The organism is Bacillus sp. SD127 (assembly GCF_058566445.1).
Genome location: NZ_CP191226.1, coordinates 77,527 through 95,987, shown reverse-complemented (window position 1 = coordinate 95,987; position 18,461 = coordinate 77,527). Strand labels below are relative to the sequence as shown.

At 45.1% G+C, this 18,461-nt stretch carries 16 protein-coding genes and 4 tRNA genes; 4 read left to right on the top strand and 16 right to left on the bottom strand.

What is annotated here, in order from left to right:
• Nucleotides 1–49: 49 nt before the first annotated feature.
• The gene (locus tag ACQVGS_RS00565) at nucleotides 50–1,453 is read right to left on the bottom strand and encodes an amino acid permease (RefSeq protein WP_491830683.1); all 1,404 of its coding nucleotides are present in this window, start codon (nucleotides 1,451–1,453) and stop codon (nucleotides 50–52) included.
• 223 nt (nucleotides 1,454–1,676) lie between these two features.
• A complete protein-coding gene (gene rocD, locus ACQVGS_RS00560; protein WP_010332590.1) occupies nucleotides 1,677–2,882 on the bottom strand; it encodes an ornithine aminotransferase in 1,206 nt (401 codons plus the stop codon).
• A 240-nt stretch (nucleotides 2,883–3,122) separates the two neighbouring features.
• Here rocD and rocR point away from each other — a divergent pair, with 240 nt between their 5' ends.
• Nucleotides 3,123–4,505, top strand: a complete 1,383-nt coding sequence (rocR, locus tag ACQVGS_RS00555; RefSeq protein ID WP_024123512.1) for an arginine utilization regulatory protein RocR — start codon at nucleotides 3,123–3,125, stop codon at nucleotides 4,503–4,505.
• Nucleotides 4,506–4,945: 440 nt separating this feature from the next.
• Here the strand turns inward: rocR and htrC are convergent, their stop codons facing one another.
• The 13 genes from htrC to dnaB all read right to left on the bottom strand — a co-directional run bounded on the left by htrC (nucleotide 4,946) and on the right by dnaB (nucleotide 16,207).
• On the bottom strand, nucleotides 4,946–6,145 hold the full coding sequence (htrC, locus tag ACQVGS_RS00550) for a serine protease HtrC (protein ID WP_095712582.1): 1,200 nt from the start codon (nucleotides 6,143–6,145) through the stop codon (nucleotides 4,946–4,948).
• Nucleotides 6,146–6,226: 81 nt separating this feature from the next.
• Nucleotides 6,227–7,021, bottom strand: coding sequence for an MBL fold metallo-hydrolase (locus ACQVGS_RS00545; protein ID WP_024123515.1), 795 nt, complete (start codon nucleotides 7,019–7,021; stop codon nucleotides 6,227–6,229).
• A gap of 14 nt (nucleotides 7,022–7,035) precedes the next feature.
• Nucleotides 7,036–7,881, bottom strand: coding sequence for a WalRK two-component regulatory system regulator WalI (gene walI / locus ACQVGS_RS00540; RefSeq protein ID WP_024123516.1), 846 nt, complete (start codon nucleotides 7,879–7,881; stop codon nucleotides 7,036–7,038).
• The gene (gene walH / locus ACQVGS_RS00535) at nucleotides 7,868–9,235 is read right to left on the bottom strand and encodes a WalRK two-component regulatory system regulator WalH (RefSeq protein ID WP_106019951.1); all 1,368 of its coding nucleotides are present in this window, start codon (nucleotides 9,233–9,235) and stop codon (nucleotides 7,868–7,870) included. Before walH ends, walI begins: the two co-directional genes overlap by 14 nt.
• Entirely contained in the window at nucleotides 9,225–11,060 is a 1,836-nt protein-coding gene (walK, locus tag ACQVGS_RS00530; protein ID WP_044160205.1) for a cell wall metabolism sensor histidine kinase WalK, read from the bottom strand. Before walK ends, walH begins: the two co-directional genes overlap by 11 nt.
• A gap of 6 nt (nucleotides 11,061–11,066) precedes the next feature.
• Nucleotides 11,067–11,774, bottom strand: coding sequence for a cell wall metabolism DNA-binding response regulator WalR (gene walR / locus ACQVGS_RS00525; protein WP_010332599.1), 708 nt, complete (start codon nucleotides 11,772–11,774; stop codon nucleotides 11,067–11,069).
• Nucleotides 11,775–12,157: 383 nt separating this feature from the next.
• Nucleotides 12,158–12,230, bottom strand: a tRNA-Phe gene (locus ACQVGS_RS00520).
• Between the two features lie 35 nt (nucleotides 12,231–12,265).
• Nucleotides 12,266–12,342, bottom strand: a tRNA-Asp gene (locus ACQVGS_RS00515).
• A gap of 82 nt (nucleotides 12,343–12,424) precedes the next feature.
• Nucleotides 12,425–12,496: transfer RNA gene (locus ACQVGS_RS00510), tRNA-Glu, on the bottom strand.
• 10 nt (nucleotides 12,497–12,506) lie between these two features.
• Nucleotides 12,507–12,582, bottom strand: a tRNA-Lys gene (locus tag ACQVGS_RS00505).
• Nucleotides 12,583–12,804: 222 nt separating this feature from the next.
• Complete coding sequence (gene purA / locus ACQVGS_RS00500; protein WP_101859653.1) at nucleotides 12,805–14,097, bottom strand: adenylosuccinate synthase; 1,293 nt, start codon at nucleotides 14,095–14,097, stop codon at nucleotides 12,805–12,807.
• Between the two features lie 206 nt (nucleotides 14,098–14,303).
• Nucleotides 14,304–14,723, bottom strand: a complete 420-nt coding sequence (locus ACQVGS_RS00495) for a VOC family protein (protein ID WP_101865082.1) — start codon at nucleotides 14,721–14,723, stop codon at nucleotides 14,304–14,306.
• A gap of 119 nt (nucleotides 14,724–14,842) precedes the next feature.
• Entirely contained in the window at nucleotides 14,843–16,207 is a 1,365-nt protein-coding gene (gene dnaB / locus ACQVGS_RS00490) for a replicative DNA helicase (protein WP_010332602.1), read from the bottom strand.
• Between the two features lie 170 nt (nucleotides 16,208–16,377).
• On the opposite strand from dnaB, the gene ACQVGS_RS00485 reads away from it, so the two are divergent.
• On the top strand, nucleotides 16,378–16,578 hold the full coding sequence (locus tag ACQVGS_RS00485; protein ID WP_038954329.1) for a DUF2188 domain-containing protein: 201 nt from the start codon (nucleotides 16,378–16,380) through the stop codon (nucleotides 16,576–16,578).
• A gap of 49 nt (nucleotides 16,579–16,627) precedes the next feature.
• Here the strand turns inward: ACQVGS_RS00485 and ACQVGS_RS00480 are convergent, their stop codons facing one another.
• Entirely contained in the window at nucleotides 16,628–16,831 is a 204-nt protein-coding gene (locus tag ACQVGS_RS00480) for a hypothetical protein (RefSeq protein ID WP_059335329.1), read from the bottom strand.
• 120 nt (nucleotides 16,832–16,951) lie between these two features.
• Between ACQVGS_RS00480 and ACQVGS_RS00475 the strand changes: the two genes are divergently transcribed.
• Together ACQVGS_RS00475 and ACQVGS_RS00470 are read left to right on the top strand one after the other, a co-directional pair.
• The gene (locus ACQVGS_RS00475; RefSeq protein ID WP_003242786.1) at nucleotides 16,952–17,092 is read left to right on the top strand and encodes a YycC family protein; all 141 of its coding nucleotides are present in this window, start codon (nucleotides 16,952–16,954) and stop codon (nucleotides 17,090–17,092) included.
• Nucleotides 17,093–17,156: 64 nt separating this feature from the next.
• Complete coding sequence (locus ACQVGS_RS00470) at nucleotides 17,157–18,365, top strand: CynX/NimT family MFS transporter (protein ID WP_188323418.1); 1,209 nt, start codon at nucleotides 17,157–17,159, stop codon at nucleotides 18,363–18,365.
• Nucleotides 18,366–18,461 lie beyond the last annotated feature (96 nt).

Sequence of the window (18,461 nt, the reverse complement as noted above, 5' to 3'; positions counted from 1 at the left end):
GATAATGTCCTATGCGGGTTCTAACAAAGATGACTTGCGGACAACGTTTTTAAAGCTCTAGCTGACGATTTGCCTGCTTGCGTTTTTTAATGACGACATGATAAATGATGTAGCAAATGACCATAAACGGTACTCCGCAATACAGCGCGATACGCTGCTCCGGATCAAACGCGAGACTGATGAGAACGACTGTATTTAACGTCAGGCCGATCAGCGGAAGCACCGGATATAGCGGTGTTTTAAATTTTAGATCTTCTATCTTGCCGCCTTCACGGATATATTTGCGTCTGAACCTGATTTGGGAAAGCGAGATCGCGATCCAGCCGACTTGCGCGCTCATGCCCGCCAAGGATAGAAGCACCATATACACGGTTTCGGCCGCCGCTACTTTTGACAGAAGCGACAGGCAGGCCACAGCCATCGTTACAATTAACGCGTTCAGCGGCACGCCTCTTTTATTTGTTTTGCCGAGCGCTTTGAAGGCCTGTCCTTCATTCGCCATCGCGTACAGGATACGAGTCGATGCGTATAAACCTGAGTTTGCAACGGATAGCAGCGCAATTAAAATAACAAAGTTCATGATATCAGCGGCATATGGAATTCCGATTTGCTCAAATACGGCAACAAACGGACTTTCCACAACACCCGCCTGTTTCCACGGAATCATGCCGGCAATGACAATGATTGAAAGAACAAAGAAGACAAGTGTTCTCCATACTGTCTGTTTGATGGACCGCGGAATCGTTTTTTCAGGGTTTTCACTTTCTCCGGCTGCAACCCCGATCAGCTCAGTTCCCTGGAATGCGAAGTTCACGGTAATCATCGTTATCAATATTGCCTTTATGCCGTTCGGGAATAACCCATCTTCATAAAAATGCGTCAGAAACGGCGCTTGCTCTCCGCCTTTTAGGTCAATGAAGCCGAACATAGCGGCTCCGCCGAGAATAATAAATAAAAGGATAATCAATATTTTAATGCCGGAAAACCAAAATTCAGATTCTGCAAAGGCTTTCGCGGTTATTGCATTTAAGGTAAACATTAGGGCCGCAAAGACCAGACACCAAATCCAGACATCAACGTGCGGAAGCCAGCGGAGCATCAGCTGCCCCGCTGACAAAAATTCTATTGCGCATGTAACTGCCCAGCCGAGCCAGTACAGCCAGCCGAATGCAAACCCGAAGGCCGGGCTGATAAATTTTGTCGCATAGGTCTGGAAGGACCCTGATACAGGAAAGGCGACCGCAAGCTCCCCTAAGCAGAGCATGGTCAAAAACATGATAAAGCCGCCCACTAAATAAGACAGAACCGCGCCGAGCGGTCCCGCTTGGTTAATGGTAAACCCGGTTCCCAGGAAGAAACCGGTTCCGATCACTCCGCCCAATGAAATCATAAACAAGTGGCGAGATTTCATTGTCCGCTGGAGCTGATTTCCGTTATCTTGGTTCGTATTCACATTCTGCACCCCTTCAGCAACTTGTATTGGATCTAAGCTGGAACATCTACATGGTGCGTATCCCAGTTTGCTGTCCAAAGAGTCTCTATCTATTTAATATGAAATTCACTTCTTCTCATAAAGATACATTATACTAAAATACTGTAGCTGAGCAAATAGGGAGTGCTAATTTTTCTGTTGTAAATTTATACAAACGAAGTGAATATCCCGCCATGATGCGGATTTATGCCTTTTGCAGCACATGCTTAATTTTTTCAATCGCCCAATCCAAATCCTTTTTGGAAATGATTAATGGCGGTGCAAAACGAATGACGGTATCATGCGTTTCCTTGCATAAAAGTCCTTCATCTTTTAAACGCTCACAATATGGACGCGCCGCTTCCGTCAGTTCCACACCGATAAACAGCCCTCTGCCGCGGACTTCTTTAATGATTGGGTTATCAATGCTCTCCAGCTCTTGTTTAAAATACTCGCCAAGCTCAAGAGAACGCTCCGCCAGCTTTTCATCTTCCAGCACTTCCAGTGAGGCGATGGACACCGCACATGCCAGCGGATTTCCGCCAAATGTGGAGCCGTGTGAGCCCGGGTTAAACACGCCTAAAACGTCGCGGTCCGCCGCAATGCATGAGATCGGGAACACACCGCCGCCAAGCGCTTTCCCCAAAATGTACATATCAGGATTAATGCCATCCCAGTCACAAGCGAATGTCTTACCTGTACGTCCGAGACCCGTCTGAATTTCATCGGCAATCAACAGCACATTTTCTTCCTTACAAATTGCCGCCGCTTCCTGCAAAAATCCTTCAGGCGGAATCACAATGCCCGCTTCGCCTTGAATCGGTTCAAATAAGAATGCCGCTGTGTTTGGCGTAATCGCCTGGCGCAGCGCTTCCGCATCTCCGTAAGGGATTAATTTGATTCCCGGAAGCATCGGGCCGAACCCTCTTTTATACTCTTCTTCAGAAGAAAGAGAAACCGCCAGCATCGTCCGGCCATGGAAATTTCCGACGCACGCAATGATCTCCGCCTGATTGTCCGCCACGCCCTTCACTTCATAAGCCCAGCGTCTCGCTGCTTTCACCGCAGACTCAACCGCTTCAGCCCCCGTATTCATCGGCAGAATCATTTCTTTTCCCGTCAGCTTAGCCGCCTTTTCGTAAAACGGTCCGAGCTGATCGTTGTGAAACGCGCGAGACGTCAGCGTGATTTTATCAGCCTGATCCTTTAACGCCTGAATGATCTTCGGATGTCTGTGCCCCTGATTCACCGCAGAATAAGCACTCAGCATATCCATATATTCATTGCCTTCCGGGTCCTTTACCCAAGCACCCAGCGCTTCAGAAATAACAATCGGCAGCGGATGATAATTGTTGGCACCGTAATGAGACGTCTGATCAATAATTTCTTTGGATTTTGATAAAGCTGGCATATTTGAATTCCCCCTTGTTTTCTGTTTCAACACTATATCCTGCTTTCCCTTTTTATAAATGCAAGTTTCGTGCCAACTCGCACATTCGTGTATTTTCTACAATATTCGAGGCAAGGGTGCAAAAATATTCAGATATTTTGAGAGGGATTTTCATATAGTGCAAAATTCTTTTGCATATCCTCTCCATTCTTTTATAAAATAGAAGCAATATTAAGAAAATAAATGAGGGAGGTTTATACTTTGGTCAAAGACAGCGAATTCCTCACATTAGTGTTTCAGAGCATTTTGGATGAAATTGATGTCGGCCTGCACGTGGTGGACGAGCATGGAAACACGATTGTTTATAACAACAAAATGATGCAAATTGAAGATATGGAGAAGCAGGACGTTTTAAATAAAAACCTGATGGATGTATTTATGTTTTCGAAGCAGCAGGACAGCACACTTGTGCAAGCCCTCCAGGAAGGCAAAACGATCAAAAATGTAAAGCAAAGCTATTTCAATAATAAAGGCCAGGAAATCACGACAATCAATCATACATATCCGATCGTCCAAGACGGCAACATCAAAGGCGCTGTCGAAATTGCCAAGGACGTGACAAAGCTGGAACGCCTGATCAGAGAGAATATGCATAAAAAAGGAAACGCGACTTACACATTTGACAGCATTCTCGGCACCAGTCCGGCGATTCAGGATGTCATCGAAAATGCCAAGCGGGCGACCCGAACGTCTTCCTCGGTTCTTCTCGCAGGTGAAACCGGCACGGGAAAAGAGCTGTTCGCACAAAGTATCCATAACGGCAGCGACCGATCAAGCGGCCCGTTCATTTCTCAAAACTGTGCGGCTCTGCCTGACAGCCTGGTGGAAAGCATCCTGTTCGGTACGAAAAAAGGCGCGTTTACAGGTGCCGTTGACCAGCCTGGCTTGTTTGAGCAAGCCCATGGCGGCACACTTCTGTTAGATGAAATCAACTCACTGAATTTGAGCTTGCAGGCAAAATTGCTGCGCGCCCTGCAAGAACGGAAAATCAGACGCATTGGTTCGACCAAGGATACACCGATTGACGTGCGCATTATCGCCACGATGAACGAAGACCCGATTGATGCCATTGCGGGTGAACGAATGCGCAAGGACTTGTATTACAGGCTGAGCGTCGTGACACTGATCATCCCGCCGCTTCGGGAACGCAAAGAGGACATTTTGCTTCTCGCGTCAGAGTTCATCCAGAAAAACAACCACCTGTTTCAAATGAATGTCGAACATATCAGTGAAGATGTGAAGCAATTTTTCTTATCCTATGATTGGCCGGGAAATATTCGCGAACTTGAGCATATGATCGAGGGTGCGATGAATTTCATGACAGATGAACAAACGATTACGGCCAACCATCTGCCATATCAATACCGCATGAAAATCAAGCCGGCAGACATCTCGAAGCCGGAACCCGCAGGGCATCAGCCCGCCGCTGATTTGAAAGAAAAAATGGAGAGCTTCGAAAAATATGTGATCGAAAACATCCTTAGAAAACACGGCCATAACATTTCAAAAACCGCTCAGGAGCTCGGCATCAGCAGACAAAGCCTGCAATACCGGCTGAAGAAGTTTTCTCTGCACGCAAAATAACAATCTTCTTTACCCGAGGGGAGCCGGATCAGAAAAACCGTTCCTCTTCCGATTTCACTTTTCACTTCAATTGTCGTTTACATCTGATGATAAGGAGGAAATACCAAGGGACTGTTCAATCAGCTCAAATGAAGAAAGTGGAGAAGATGGCAAACTTCATACCTTCAATGTCCACAGCAGCAGCATGAAAGTAATGAAGTATCAGTTTCAGAAAAAACAAGTCGCCATCACAAAAGCAAAAGCACATAGCATTGCGGTCACAAATACAAAGGTACCGGGAAATCTTCTACGTTGTCAAAAGAAAACGGAAGTATTTGCAGCTCACAAGCCCTTACACACTGTTTCACGTGTAACATCCATGTATTTTCTATGGAACGGACGTAACCCCCGTTCCGTTTTTTTGCATAAAAAACAGCCTGGCATCAGTGCCAGACTGCTTTTTAACTTCCTAACTGATCTGCGGAGGACAGCTTCACTTCAACGGATTTTTCTTTTCCGCCGCGGTAAAACGTCACCTTCACCCGATCACCGACTCTTTTCTGATAAAGCCGCTTCCGAAGATCCACAATATCATTTATTTTTTGCCCGTCAAATTCAGTGATGACATCCAGCTCCTTGAGTCCCGCTTTTCCGGCAGGTGAAAAGGCATCTACACCCATTATCACCGCTCCATTGGTCACATGTTTAGGAAGCTTCAGTGTTTCATCCCAATGATAGCTTGCAATATCGCTTAACGATTTCATTTCAATTCCAAGGAACGGACGCTTCACTTTGCCGTATTTCTCTAAATCCTCTATCACCGGGATCACAAGCTTAGATGGAATGGACAGGCCAATCCCTTCAACCGCTGACTCCGCGATTTTCATTGAATTGATGCCAATGACTTTTCCGTCCATATTCAACAAAGCTCCGCCGCTGTTCCCCGGGTTAATGGCCGCATCGGTTTGCAGCACCTCTGCATTCCAGTCAGGCTGACCGTCATCATTGGAATCTACCGGAATCGCCCTCTCTGTTCCCGATATGACGCCCTGTGTGACAGAACCTGCAAATTCAAGGCCTAACGGATTGCCGATCGCAATCACCGGTTCACCAGATTTCACTTTATCTGAATTGCCAAAATCAGCGACAGCTTTGATTTTATCGCTTTTCACCCGCAAAACGGCAAGATCCATCAGCTGGTCGCTGCCGACAAGCTCAGCAGACACGCGCGAACCGTCTTTTAAACTGATTTCAATTTGGGAAGCGCCCTCGATCACATGATGATTGGTCACGACATAAGCAGAGTTGTCATTTTTCTTATAGATGACGCCTGAGCCGCTCCCAGCCTCACCGCTTTCTCCCCAAATATCTGTTTTTTGAATGTTTACGACACCGACAACAGCCGGCGACACTTTGCTGACAATCTGAGTGACAGCGTTGTTCACACTGACATTCACTGTTCGAATTGATTCCCGGCCGTTGGTCTGCTGCTGATCCGCCTCGCCCGTATCAAACCCCTCATTTGAAAGGTACGGCATAATAAACGCCATCAATACAGCGCCGACAATCACCCCGATCAGGCTTGAAAGAAAATAACCTTTTTTGCTTCTCTTCGGCTGTTCAGGAGTATTATGTTCTTCCTCACGCTCGTAATCCACCATATTCCATCCTTTCAGAGAACGTTGATATGGTTATATTGTGGATTAGAAACTCCTATAATAGTCATGTTACACAAGAAAAAATTATACAGCGCAAAGCGGAGTAGCCTTTTTCGGATCGGTATCAAACAAATCAAATGTTTCGCCTGTCACAAATCCTTTGGAAGCCAATGTCTGCTGGACAGACATTCTGGCCAGCTCTTTCATATTGTTGTCCTGACTCAAATGAGCGAGGTAGATACGAGACGTCTCGTCGCCGATGACATCAGTCATCGCCAACGCAGCGTCTTCATTTGAAACGTGCCCGACGTCACTTAAAATCCGCCGCTTAATGCTCCAAGGGTATCTTCCCATTTGCAGCATGCCGACATCATGATTGCTTTCAAAAACGAACACATTCGCCGAGCGGATAATGCCCTTCATCCGGTCGCTGACATACCCTGTATCTGTCATTAACGCGAGCTTGCGCCCATTACAATGAAACACATAAAACATGGGCTCTGCCGCATCGTGAGAGACGCCAAACGATTCTACATCAAGTCCGCCAAACGACTTCACCGTCTCCATCGGAAACTCAAACTTTTGATCGGTATCAATTTTGCCGATCTGGTTCTCCATCGCCTTCCACGTCTTCTCGTTCGCATAGATCGGAAGCTTGTACTTTCTGGCGATGACGCCGAGGCCTTTAATATGGTCACTATGCTCATGCGTCACAAAAATGCCGTCCACATCATCCAGCTTACGTCCGATTTGCGCCATTAATCCGTCCATGGCTTTCCCGCTCAAACCGGCGTCCACTAAAAACGCGTGATCCTCTGTTTCCAGGTAAAACGCATTTCCCGTACTCCCGCTCGCAAGAACGCTAAATTGCAAGCTCATTTCAGTTCACTCCATTATTTTGATTGGTCTGTATCTAAAATCGTACTCTCCAAAGCATTCACAGTAAAATACTCTTGCACTTTCTTTTTCTCGCCGTTCACTTTTTTATCATACTCCACCGTAACTCTCCATACCGGAGCCAGCACCTGCGTGCTTGTCAGCGGATATTGCGCCACATAGCCGAATTTCACACTCTTTATGGTGCAGTATTCTTTTAATTGATTTTGATAGTACAATAATTCAACCGCATCAAGCTCAGTAATTAAGTTTTCTTTCTGAATCTGCTTAAAGGTTTCAAGCGTCGACTGCTCGTATGACACAACCTCGTTTTTATCGTTTAAGTGCAAAATCACTTGTCCGATCATATTAGAGGAGTTGTCAGTCTTCTGATAAATGTAATGACCTTCATACGTTTGGAAGTAAATGATTTCTTTTTTAGATTTATCCACCTTCCAAAGCTTATATTTTTCACCATCTTGAATTTTAGAAGACACAAGCGCCTGTGCATCGTCCTCTATGTTTTTCTTTGAAAGGGCAATCGGGCTCGTAAACTTCATCTTTAGGTTCGTTACTTTATGATCATCACTAGGCATATCCATCATAGGCTTTTGATCCTTGAGTGATTCAATATCATCCTTCGTGAAGACTTTTTGATTCGCTGTGATCCGATAGCCTTCTATCGCTTCTTTATCCAGACCTTCATACGTGATATGGTCTGCCTTCATGTCATGCTCTACATCATTTTTAATGACTTCATATTCTTTACTATTAGATCGCTTCTCAAAAAACTGATAGCCTAAGAAAATATCTAAAATGAGGAAGGCAACGATGAAGATTGTTTTTGTCTTATTCCACTCCATTGTCTGCCCCCTCCTTCGTCAATAATTCCTTCGTAATCGGCACCATTTTTCCGTTTATTTTCATAGCCCAAACCGGTTCAAGCTCAACAAGAGGATCATCGTTGGTTGATGTTGAGATCATCTGATACGCAGGGAAAATCTGATCAATTTTGTCCGTATCATACGCCGTTTGTTTGGACAGAAGGGCCCTCACTTCCCTGCCGCTCATCAGCTGTGTCTCACTTGTTTTAATCGGATTGGTCCCAAGACTGTAGTTCGGCCGTTTATAGCTGAGAATATCGTCATTGGCCCATTGGACGGTGATTGCCGAAGTTCCGCCAAACGGTTTAGACATGCTGTTAATGACCGGGAGCTGATCCATAAAGATATAGAAGCTCAGCTGCTGGCTGTCGTTGATATTAAAAAATTGATAGTGATCCGTCCAGCTTCCTGTATCCTCTAGGTACTTCTGGCTCTTTTTGATTAATTCACCTGTTTGATACGAAGTGCTCTGCACTAAATTACGCTGCTGGAATTGAACCTGCCGCTGGGTCAGGCTGACATCTAAACGGCTGATGCCGTCCGTCAGTACATTTCTGTTATTATAATTCGAATCTTCTCTTACAATGCTCGGATCGCTGAACAGCGCTTGTTTAAAAGTGTTTGTTTTAATTGATTCCGTGACAAATTCCTTTTTATCCATCGTAAGCGATTTGTTCGGCAGCAAAAACTCTTTCTTTGTGCCGATCGAGAACAAGCTGTACGCAGGCATATTTGATTCTTTGTTTTTTAAATCGTTCATGATATTCCGGTAGTTTGCTGATTCAACCGTCACTTCCAGAATAAGCTGCTTGCTGTAAGATACCAAATAAATCTTCTTATTCGTTTTTGTTTCATCGAATGGGATCATAATATGATCAAACGAGCTGTATTCAAACGATTGATTGGACCATTTAAACAGCGTTTGAATAATATCAATAGGTATCGTGTCACTGAATTGCAGATCAAGCTTGGCAGCAGAACCGCCTTTTCCATAAAACCAGCTCTTAAATCCGGCCTTATCATATTGATCCGATATATCTTTAATGCCTTTTACATCCCAATGCGGCAAATCTGACCAGACTTCATCATAAAGCGTTTCATCATCGACCTTATAATGAGCCCCGTCATCATGAATAAACATTTCCCGCGGTTTTACCGTTTCAGACAGCTTTTGAGTATTTTTTTCAATTTTATGCTTCTCACGCACCATAGACTCTGCTGATGACGAGTCTTCAGAAAAATTAGGCTGAAATGTCCATATGCTCCATGTGAAAACAAGACTGATGACGACGAGTACCGTAAGTAATATTGTTTTTATATTTTCACGCTTCATCCCAATCATCCTCTTGTTCCTCTTTATATGGAAGAGTAAAAGTTATCGTTGTGCCTTTTCCTTCTACACTGTCTGCCCAAATATCTCCGCCGTGCGCCTGAACCATTTCCCTGGCAATAGCAAGTCCCAGACCGGTCCCGCCGAGCTTTCTCGTTCTCGCTTTATCAACCCTGTAGAAGCGGTCAAAGACTTTTTCGACATCCTTTTTCGGAATCCCGATCCCTTCATCCTTAACGCTGATATAGAGAAGTTCTTCCTCTTCATTTACGTCAATCGAGAAGGTGACATGTCCGCCTTCAGGCGAGTATTTTAAAGCGTTGGATATAATATTATCGAGCACCTGCGTAATTTTATCCTGGTCAATCTCCACATACAGGTTTCTGTCCGGCAGATTGCGGATAAATTCCACATGCTGCTCCTTCGTCATTTCAAAACGATCAATAATGAGCGACATAAATCGGACGATTTGAATCCACTCACGATTAAATTGATAATCCTTGCTGTCAAACTTAGAAAGCTGAAGCAAATCGTTTACAAGCCGAATCATCCGCTCTGTTTCATTCTGCGTCACCATTAGGAAACGCGGTGCAATGTCTTTATTTTCCCACGCGCCTTCCGCTAATGCCTCTAAATAACTGCGCATGGTCGTAAGCGGCGTCCGCAGCTCGTGTGATACATTCGCTACAAACTCTCTGCGTTCCTGGTCAATTTTCTCCTGCTCGGTTACATCGTAAATGACAGCAATTAAACCGTCGATTTTGCCATGCTCCCTTTGAATCACGGAGAAATTGACACGAAGCACTGTCAATTCATCGTCGCGCTCAATTTCGAGCAGCATAGAGTCCTGCTGTTCGACTAAATCTTCAAAAGTATAATTCTCTTGAATCCCCAGCAGGCTTGTAATCGGCATTTCTAAGGCTGTTTCACGTGAAACGTTCAGCAGCTCCAGCGCCGGGCTGTTCAAGAGAATAATCGCTCCGTTTCGGTTTGTGGCAATAACGCCATCCGTCATATAGGCAATAACAGAGGAAAGCTTTCTGCGTTCACCCTCTGTCATTGCCTGAGCATCTTCAAGCTCTCTCGTTAAGTGATTAAACGTTGTGGCGAGCTGTCCAATTTCATCATGTCCGTACTTTCTAACCTTCCTGGAGAAATTTCCTTTCGCAAGCTCCATTGCCTGCTTCCTCATATCTGAAAGCGGGTGGGTAATGGTTCTGGCCAGAAAAATACCGAGAAGGGCTGTCAAAACGAGGGCCAAGCCAGTGCCGGAGGCCAGTATCGTGTTGATGGTCTTCATTTGGCCAAAGACATCTTCCATGCTCGCTACTACATAAATCGCTCCGACAACCTCTTGGTTTTCAGTCGTAACGGGCTTTGCGGAAATGAGGACTCTTATTTTGCTTTTCGGGTCATAATATTTTCTCGAATAAGACTGTTTCGTAGAAAAAATTCTTTTGAAAATGAGATCCGTCGTTTGTTTCCCTGCAACTTCTTCTCCATATGGCCTTGAAGAGCCTACCACTTCATAGCTTTTATCAACAAAACTAATTTCCCGAATCTCATCACTCTTCGTAAAGTCATTCAAAATACGGCTGACATCATCCTTAATGACGGTGCTGTCATTATCACTCTTATATTCCTGCTCAATATAATAAGAAAGGTTGTCGATTCGCTGATTAAGCGATTGTTCATAAGAGGTAATCAGCGACTTCTCTACCTGATTGACAAAATACACACCAATGACTTGCATCGCGATGATAATCAAAAGCACATAAATCAAGGTAATCTTAAATTGGATCGACCGAAAAAAACCAACCTTATTCATTGGGCATTAGTCCTGTTCTGGGTTTCTCAAGTAATAACCGACGCCGCGGCGTGTGACAATCCAATTTGGATGGCTCGGGTTGTCCTCAATTTTTTCACGAAGGCGGCGCACTGTTACGTCAACCGTTCTGACATCCCCAAAGTAATCGTAGCCCCATACTGTTTGCAGCAAGTGCTCACGTGTCATGACTTGTCCGATGTGTTTTGCCAGGTAATGCAGCAACTCGAACTCACGATGGGTTAATTCGATCGTTTCATCCCGTTTTGACACTACATATGCGTCAGGGAAGATCACGAGGGAGCCGATATGAATGTCGTTGGAAGATGATTCTTCCTCCGCTGGCGCTGTTGTCAGCTGGCGGCGCAAGTTCGCTTTCACACGGGCTAAAAGCTCTCGTGTGCTGAATGGTTTCGTAACATAGTCATCCGCGCCGATTTCAAGCCCGATGACCTTATCAATTTCTGAATCCTTAGCCGTCAGCATAATGATAGGCATATCGTATTTCTTTCTGACTTCACGGCATACTTCAACGCCGTCTTTATTCGGAAGCATAATATCTAAAAGAATTAAATCAGGCTGAAGCTCTTCCACCATTTCAACGGCTTCATTTCCGTCATAGGCGCAATGCACTTCATAGCCCTCTTTTCTTAAGTTAAATTCTAATATATCTGCAATCGGTTTTTCATCATCTACTACAAGGATCTTTTTATCCATCATTTTTGATTTCCTCCTGCCGAATGGTCTTCATTTCATCTATATCACATTCGTTACATCACTTATGGCCCAAATAGAACAATGGGTCCTTGTCTATTATAACGGTTTAAGGTCAAAAGATAAAAAAAATAAAGGTTTAGAAAAAAACACATTTTTCACCTTCATCCACCAGTTGTTTATCTTTTGTCATGTTTTTCAACTTTTCTTAAAAAAGATAATTTAAATGAAACCTCCCCTCACCTGCGTGCGTCATTTCATTGACGTCTTCTTCTTTGAACCGGCCGCAGGGCCGGTTCTCCCTTTTTCTTCTATTATAACACTCCGCATGTTTATCTTTTTTATAAAGAAAAAACGCACCTACGATTGCAGATGCGTTTGGTAAGTGGCTCGGGACGGAATCGAACCGCCGACACACGGATTTTCAGTCCGTTGCTCTACCAACTGAGCTACCGAGCCAAATGATTTATTTTTCTCTACTAAGTAAAGTAAAATGGCGGTCCGGACGGGACTCGAACCCGCGACCTCCTGCGTGACAGGCAGGCATTCTAACCAACTGAACTACCGGACCATACAGTAATTTGTCTGGAGAGCTGTCGTGTCAACTCTCGCAGACAAATAAGGAATTTAGCAATAACGCTAAAGTAAATCAATGACCCGTACGGGATTCGAACCCGTGTTACCGCCGTGAAAGGGCGGTGTCTTAACCGCTTGACCAACGGGCCTTCACAAAAATGGTGAGCCATGAAGGACTCGAACCTTCGACCCTCTGATTAAAAGTCAGATGCTCTACCAACTGAGCTAATGGCTCTTAAGATGCCGGATTTTTCATAGAGCAAACGACTTGGATCAAGTTCTCATCTTGTACTCTATTGAAGCAGTTTCCGTAACAACGAGATTTATAATATCACGAACAAATAGAAGTGGCAATAACTTTTTTGGTTTTTTTTCATATTTTTTTCTCAGACCAACTTATCTGCAGTTTTCAAACAAAAAACAAGCCCCTGAAAACAGGGGCTTGCGGGTATTCTGCTTAGTTCGCACGGTACACGCTGCGAAGGACATTTGTCTGTGAACGGTCTGGACCGACAGAGAAAATAGAAAGCGGAATGCCTGTCAGCTGAGACACACGTTCAAGATAGTGGCGCGCGTTTTCCGGAAGCTCGCTGAGGCTCTTCGCACCTGTGATATCCTCAGTCCAGCCTGGCATTTCTTCATAAACCGGTTCACATTCTGCAAGTGCTTTAAGGCTTGCAGGGAACTCTTCGATGACTTCTCCTTTGTAACGGTAAGCCACACAAATTTTCAGTGTTTCAATACCTGTTAACACGTCAATTGAGTTCAATGAAAGATCTGTGATTCCGCTGACACGGCGGGCGTGGCGGACAACGACACTGTCAAACCAGCCGACACGGCGCGGGCGGCCTGTTGTTGTTCCGTATTCACGTCCGACTTCACGGATTTGATCGCCGATTTCGTCTTTCAGCTCAGTCGGGAAAGGACCATCGCCGACACGAGTCGTATAGGCTTTTGAGACACCGACTACGTGCTTTATTTTTGTCGGGCCGACACCTGAACCGATGGTGACACCGCCGGCAACCGGGTTAGATGACGTAACAAATGGGTATGTTCCTTGATCGATATCAAGCATAACCCCTTGTGCGCCTTCAAATAACACGCGGCGTCCTTCATCAAGCGCATCATTTAAAACAACGGATGTATCGCAGACATATTTCTTAATCTGCTGTCCGTATTCATAATACTCATCTAAGATATCTTCTATTTTAAATCCTTCTGTCTCGTACATTTTCTCAAGCAGACGGTTTTTTTCTTCAAGATTGCGTTCGAGTTTCTCCGCAAACGCGTCACGATCCAACAAGTCTGCGATACGAATGCCGATTCGGGCTGCTTTATCCATATAAGCAGGGCCGATTCCTTTTTTCGTTGTGCCGATCTTGTTTGCTCCTTTTCGCTCTTCTTCCACTTCATCCAACTTCAAATGATACGGCAGAATCACGTGAGCTCTGTTGCTGATTCTCAGGTTATCTGTACTGACGTTGCGCTCATGAAGATACGCAAGCTCTGTGACTAATGCTTTTGGATCTACAACCATTCCGTTTCCGATCACACACGTCTTATCTTTATAGAAAATTCCAGACGGGATTAAGTGAAGCTTGTATGTGACTCCGTCAAACTTGATGGTGTGCCCTGCGTTATTTCCGCCTTGATAACGGGCGATCACTTCTGCATTTTCTGACAGGAAATCTGTGATTTTACCTTTCCCTTCATCGCCCCATTGCGTACCTACTACAACTACTGAAGACATGTCCGTGCACCTCCGTTAACCTTTCAAAAACGATTCTATTCAAACAAATCAAGTTTATCAGTGAAGAAACAGAAAGTCAATTGTAAATCCGAACATTAAATTCTTGTGAATCCAAATTCGTTCGCTTTAATTGACTTTAGAAGCGTTTTCTTAAAGATTTGCCTTGAAAAGCTCATGAAACTTTTATCCTTTAGCAGGAGAAAGGATTACTTGCCTGAAATCCCTTTTGTGTTCATGAACACGATCCGCCAGCCGTCTGGATCCTCTATCGTCACCCCTCCATGACTCCAGTACGGGTTCTCAGGTTCAGCCTCCTGATAGCCCATGCTTTTTAATTTTGCAGTGATGGCTTTGATTTCTTCTTCGCTCGGCACATAAAAGACGAGCAGGCTGTCTGGGTGGGGAACGGGGGCTGTTCTTTCCTCGTCATGCTGGGTGAATTCCAAGTGGTAATCGGTATGCGGGAGGCCAAACATGACTCCGTCAAACCCATTATGCTGATGAAATTCACCAATTCGTTTTAAGCCCAGCCCTTCTTCATAAAAGCGAATGATCTGATCAAGCCGGCCCGTAGGTCTTGCTATCCTAATTTGTGCGGCATGAAATTGTGAAAAACGCTTTCTCATTGTTACCCTCTCCTTTTTGTCTCATTTTATTAAAACGTTTTCATTTTTACATCAGCTAAGTGGCTGGTTTCTCCTCCGTCTTTTGGATGAAAAAAACCCCAAGAAGAAGCTCTTGGGGTTTACGCACCGGGCGGAACACCTGCGTCGTCAAAACGCCGTTCCAGGTTGACGAATTTATTGTATTCTTTTACGAACGCAAGAGACACGGTTCCTACCGGGCCGTTACGCTGTTTGGCAATAATGATTTCGATAATGTTTTTGTTCTCAGTTTCTTTGTCATAGTAGTCATCACGATAAAGGAACGCGACAATATCCGCATCCTGCTCAATACTTCCTGATTCACGGATATCAGACATCATCGGACGTTTATCCTGACGCTGCTCAACGCCACGCGAAAGCTGAGAAAGCGCGATAACAGGGACTTGAAGCTCCCTGGCGATCGATTTCAGTTCACGGGAAATTTCTGATACTTCCTGCTGACGGTTATCTTTTGAACGGCCGCTTCCCTGGATCAATTGCAGGTAATCGATCAAAATCATGCCAAGACCGCTTTCCTGCTTCAAACGGCGGCATTTGGCACGGATTTCACTGACACGGATACCCGGTGTGTCATCGATATAAATTCCGCTGTTGGACAGGCTTCCCATCGCCATCGTCAGCTTTCCCCAATCCTCTTCTGTCAGATTTCCTGTACGAAGGTTTTGGGCATTGATATTTCCCTCGGCACAAAGCATACGCATAACGAGCTGCTCGGCACCCATCTCAAGACTGAAAATGGCTACACTCTCGTCGGTCTTCGTCGCTACGTTTTGCGCGATATTCAAGGCAAAGGCCGTTTTCCCTACTGACGGACGGGCAGCCACAATAATCAAGTCATTTCGCTGGAATCCGGCAGTCATCCGATCAAGCTCAGAAAACCCTGTCGGAATCCCGGTAATATCGCCTTTTCGATTGTGAAGCTGCTCGATGTTATCATACGTCTGAACAAGGACATCCTTGATATTTTGGAAGGCGCTTGTATTTTTGCGCTGCGCCACTTCCATAATCGTTTTTTCCGCTTCACTGAGTAAATCTTCGACCTCGTCCTCGCGGGTATATCCGTCCTGAGCGATTGTTGTCGCTGTTCTGATTAACCGGCGAAGAATTGATTTTTCCTCAACGATCTTTGCGTAATATTCTATGTTAGCCGCTGTCGGCACCGAGTTTGCGATATCAGTCAGATACGATATGCCTCCCACTTCTTCCAGCAGATCCGTGTTGGCAAGCTCTGACGTCACCGTAACTAAATCAACCGGTTCACCGCGGTCTCCGAGCACCAGCATCGCATTATAAATTTTTTGGTGGGACATTCTATAGAAATCATCTGGAATCAATACCTCTGAAGCCAGTGTTAAAGCAGACGGCTGTAAAAAAATAGCGCCTAACACGGCTTGTTCGGCTTCTATATTTTGCGGCGGCAGCCGATCATTCAGAAGGTCTGTCATGCTAAGCACCGTCCTCTCATTAAAAAATCTCCAAACTCCATTTTACCATTTATCCAGAAAAAAAATAGAAAAATTCTTTGTTTCCCATTTTTTTCAGTCAGCAGATTGGATAGTTTCGGACAGTGCCAGGCTGGGAAAAAAACTGATAAAACTTGAGGGAGGAATGAATGATGCTGAAAAAATACGCCGTAACACCCAACGTCGATGCGGACGGCTGGTTTATCAAAGTGGAGAATGTGGCGCCTACAGCTTTATACACCTCAAAAGACGCCGCTATTGAAAAAGCGAAGCAGGTAGCCAAAGAGAACAGCCCGGCAAAGCTTGTGATTTATGACCAGCATAAAAATGTGGAAGACGAACTCTCTTTCTAACAAACTGAAAGCCTTCGCTGCCGCGGGGCTTTTTTTAGCGCGTACCACGCTATTCCATCCATTTGAATCCAATACGCATCATGAGATCCGCCGCCTTTTGATACAGCTCCCATTCTTCAAAGGAAGCAAATTTCCCCATCAGCTCCTGAAGCTTATGCCGCAATGCAATATATTCTTCCAATGTGACAGCTTTCTCTGTGTCTATCTGATGCTCATACAGCATTTGTTTTAATAATGATAACGGTTTGTTCATGATGAACCCTCCTTATCTCTTTTATAAGGGGCATTTTCCGAATGCACCATCCCTTTGTGATATCTTCTTACGTTTCACATCTGATTCTTGTACAATGGACAAAAGAGAGGAGGGATCTTTGTGAGACCTTTGCAAATTTCTGCTGAAACTGCACAAAAGCTTGCAGAGTCTTTGAATCTGCCGCTTGAACAGATCATGCATATGCCTCAACATATTCTGCTTGCCAAAATGGCTGAATTGCAGAAAGAGGACAAATCATAACCTGCACTTGCTTACATGTATCGGAATGATATTAAGTATATGTTAGAAAAGAGGAGTAACTGCTTTGCCACATCCACAAAATAAAAAAATCCAATCGTTTTGGCTGATTGCCGGTATTATCTTTATCGCGTTTAACTTAAGACCCGCAATCACTTCAGTCGGGCCGGTCATCAGCTCCATCAGGACCGAGCTGCACATGTCCAATGGGGCAGCCGGTTTTTTGACCGCACTGCCGCTGCTTTCGTTTGCCGTTCTTTCTCCGCTCGCGCCTAAGCTAGGACGTCGTCTTGGAAATGAGCGAACCTTATGGCTTGGTCTCCTGGTACTGTTTGTCGGTGTTTTGATTCGCTCTGCCGGCTATACTGCCGCTTTGTTTTTCGGAACGGCACTTATCGGAATCGGAATTGCGATCGGAAACGTACTTTTGCCAAGCTTAATCAAACATAAATACCCTGAAAAGCCAGGGCTCATGATCAGCCTGTATACGACATCAATGAATATATTCGCTGCTTTAGCATCAGGTATCAGCGTACCTTTAGCGTCCCAGTTGGATGGCGGATGGAAACAGGGATTTCTTTTATGGGGAGGCTTAGCATTTCTAGCCTTGCTGATTTGGATACCTCAGCTCCGCCATCGGGATGCGTCCAACCAGACGCCGCAGCTTAAAACCAGTCCGATTTGGGCTTCCAAAGTGGCATGGTTCGTCACCATCTTCATGGGCCTGCAATCATTTTTATTTTACAGCAGTATCGCCTGGTTTCCTGAGATTCTCCGTTCACACGGGATTGATACGTCAACCGCCGGATGGCTTGTATCACTCATGCAATTTGCGAGTCTGCCTTCCACTTTTCTGACACCGGTTTTAGCTGACCGCGTGAAACATCAGCGCGGGATCGTTGCAGCGCTGACCGCAGTCTATCTGATCGGTCTATGCGGATTATTAACGGGCGGCAGCCATGCCATGCTTGCCATCTGGATGGTGATTATCGGTATCGGACAAGGCTCCAGCATTAGTCTGGCACTCACTCTCATTGGGCTCCGCAGTGAAAATGCGTATCAGGCTGCAGCGCTGTCAGGCATGTCACAGTCATTCGGCTACCTTCTTGCAGCCGTCGGGCCGATCTTTGTCGGGTATCTCTTTGACCAGACACATTCATGGACAATGCCGATTGTGCTTCTTATTGCTGCTTTAATCGTCATGGGAACAGCAGGACTTGGGGCTGGACGCGATCGATACGTCCTTCAGACAGAGAGAAAGAGAAATTCAGCGTAGAAAAAGGGCGGGGAAGATGTCTCCGCCTCTTTTTTTATGGAAAAACTGTCAGACATTCTTTGAATCTTTATGGTTTATTCATAAGTTTTTCATATT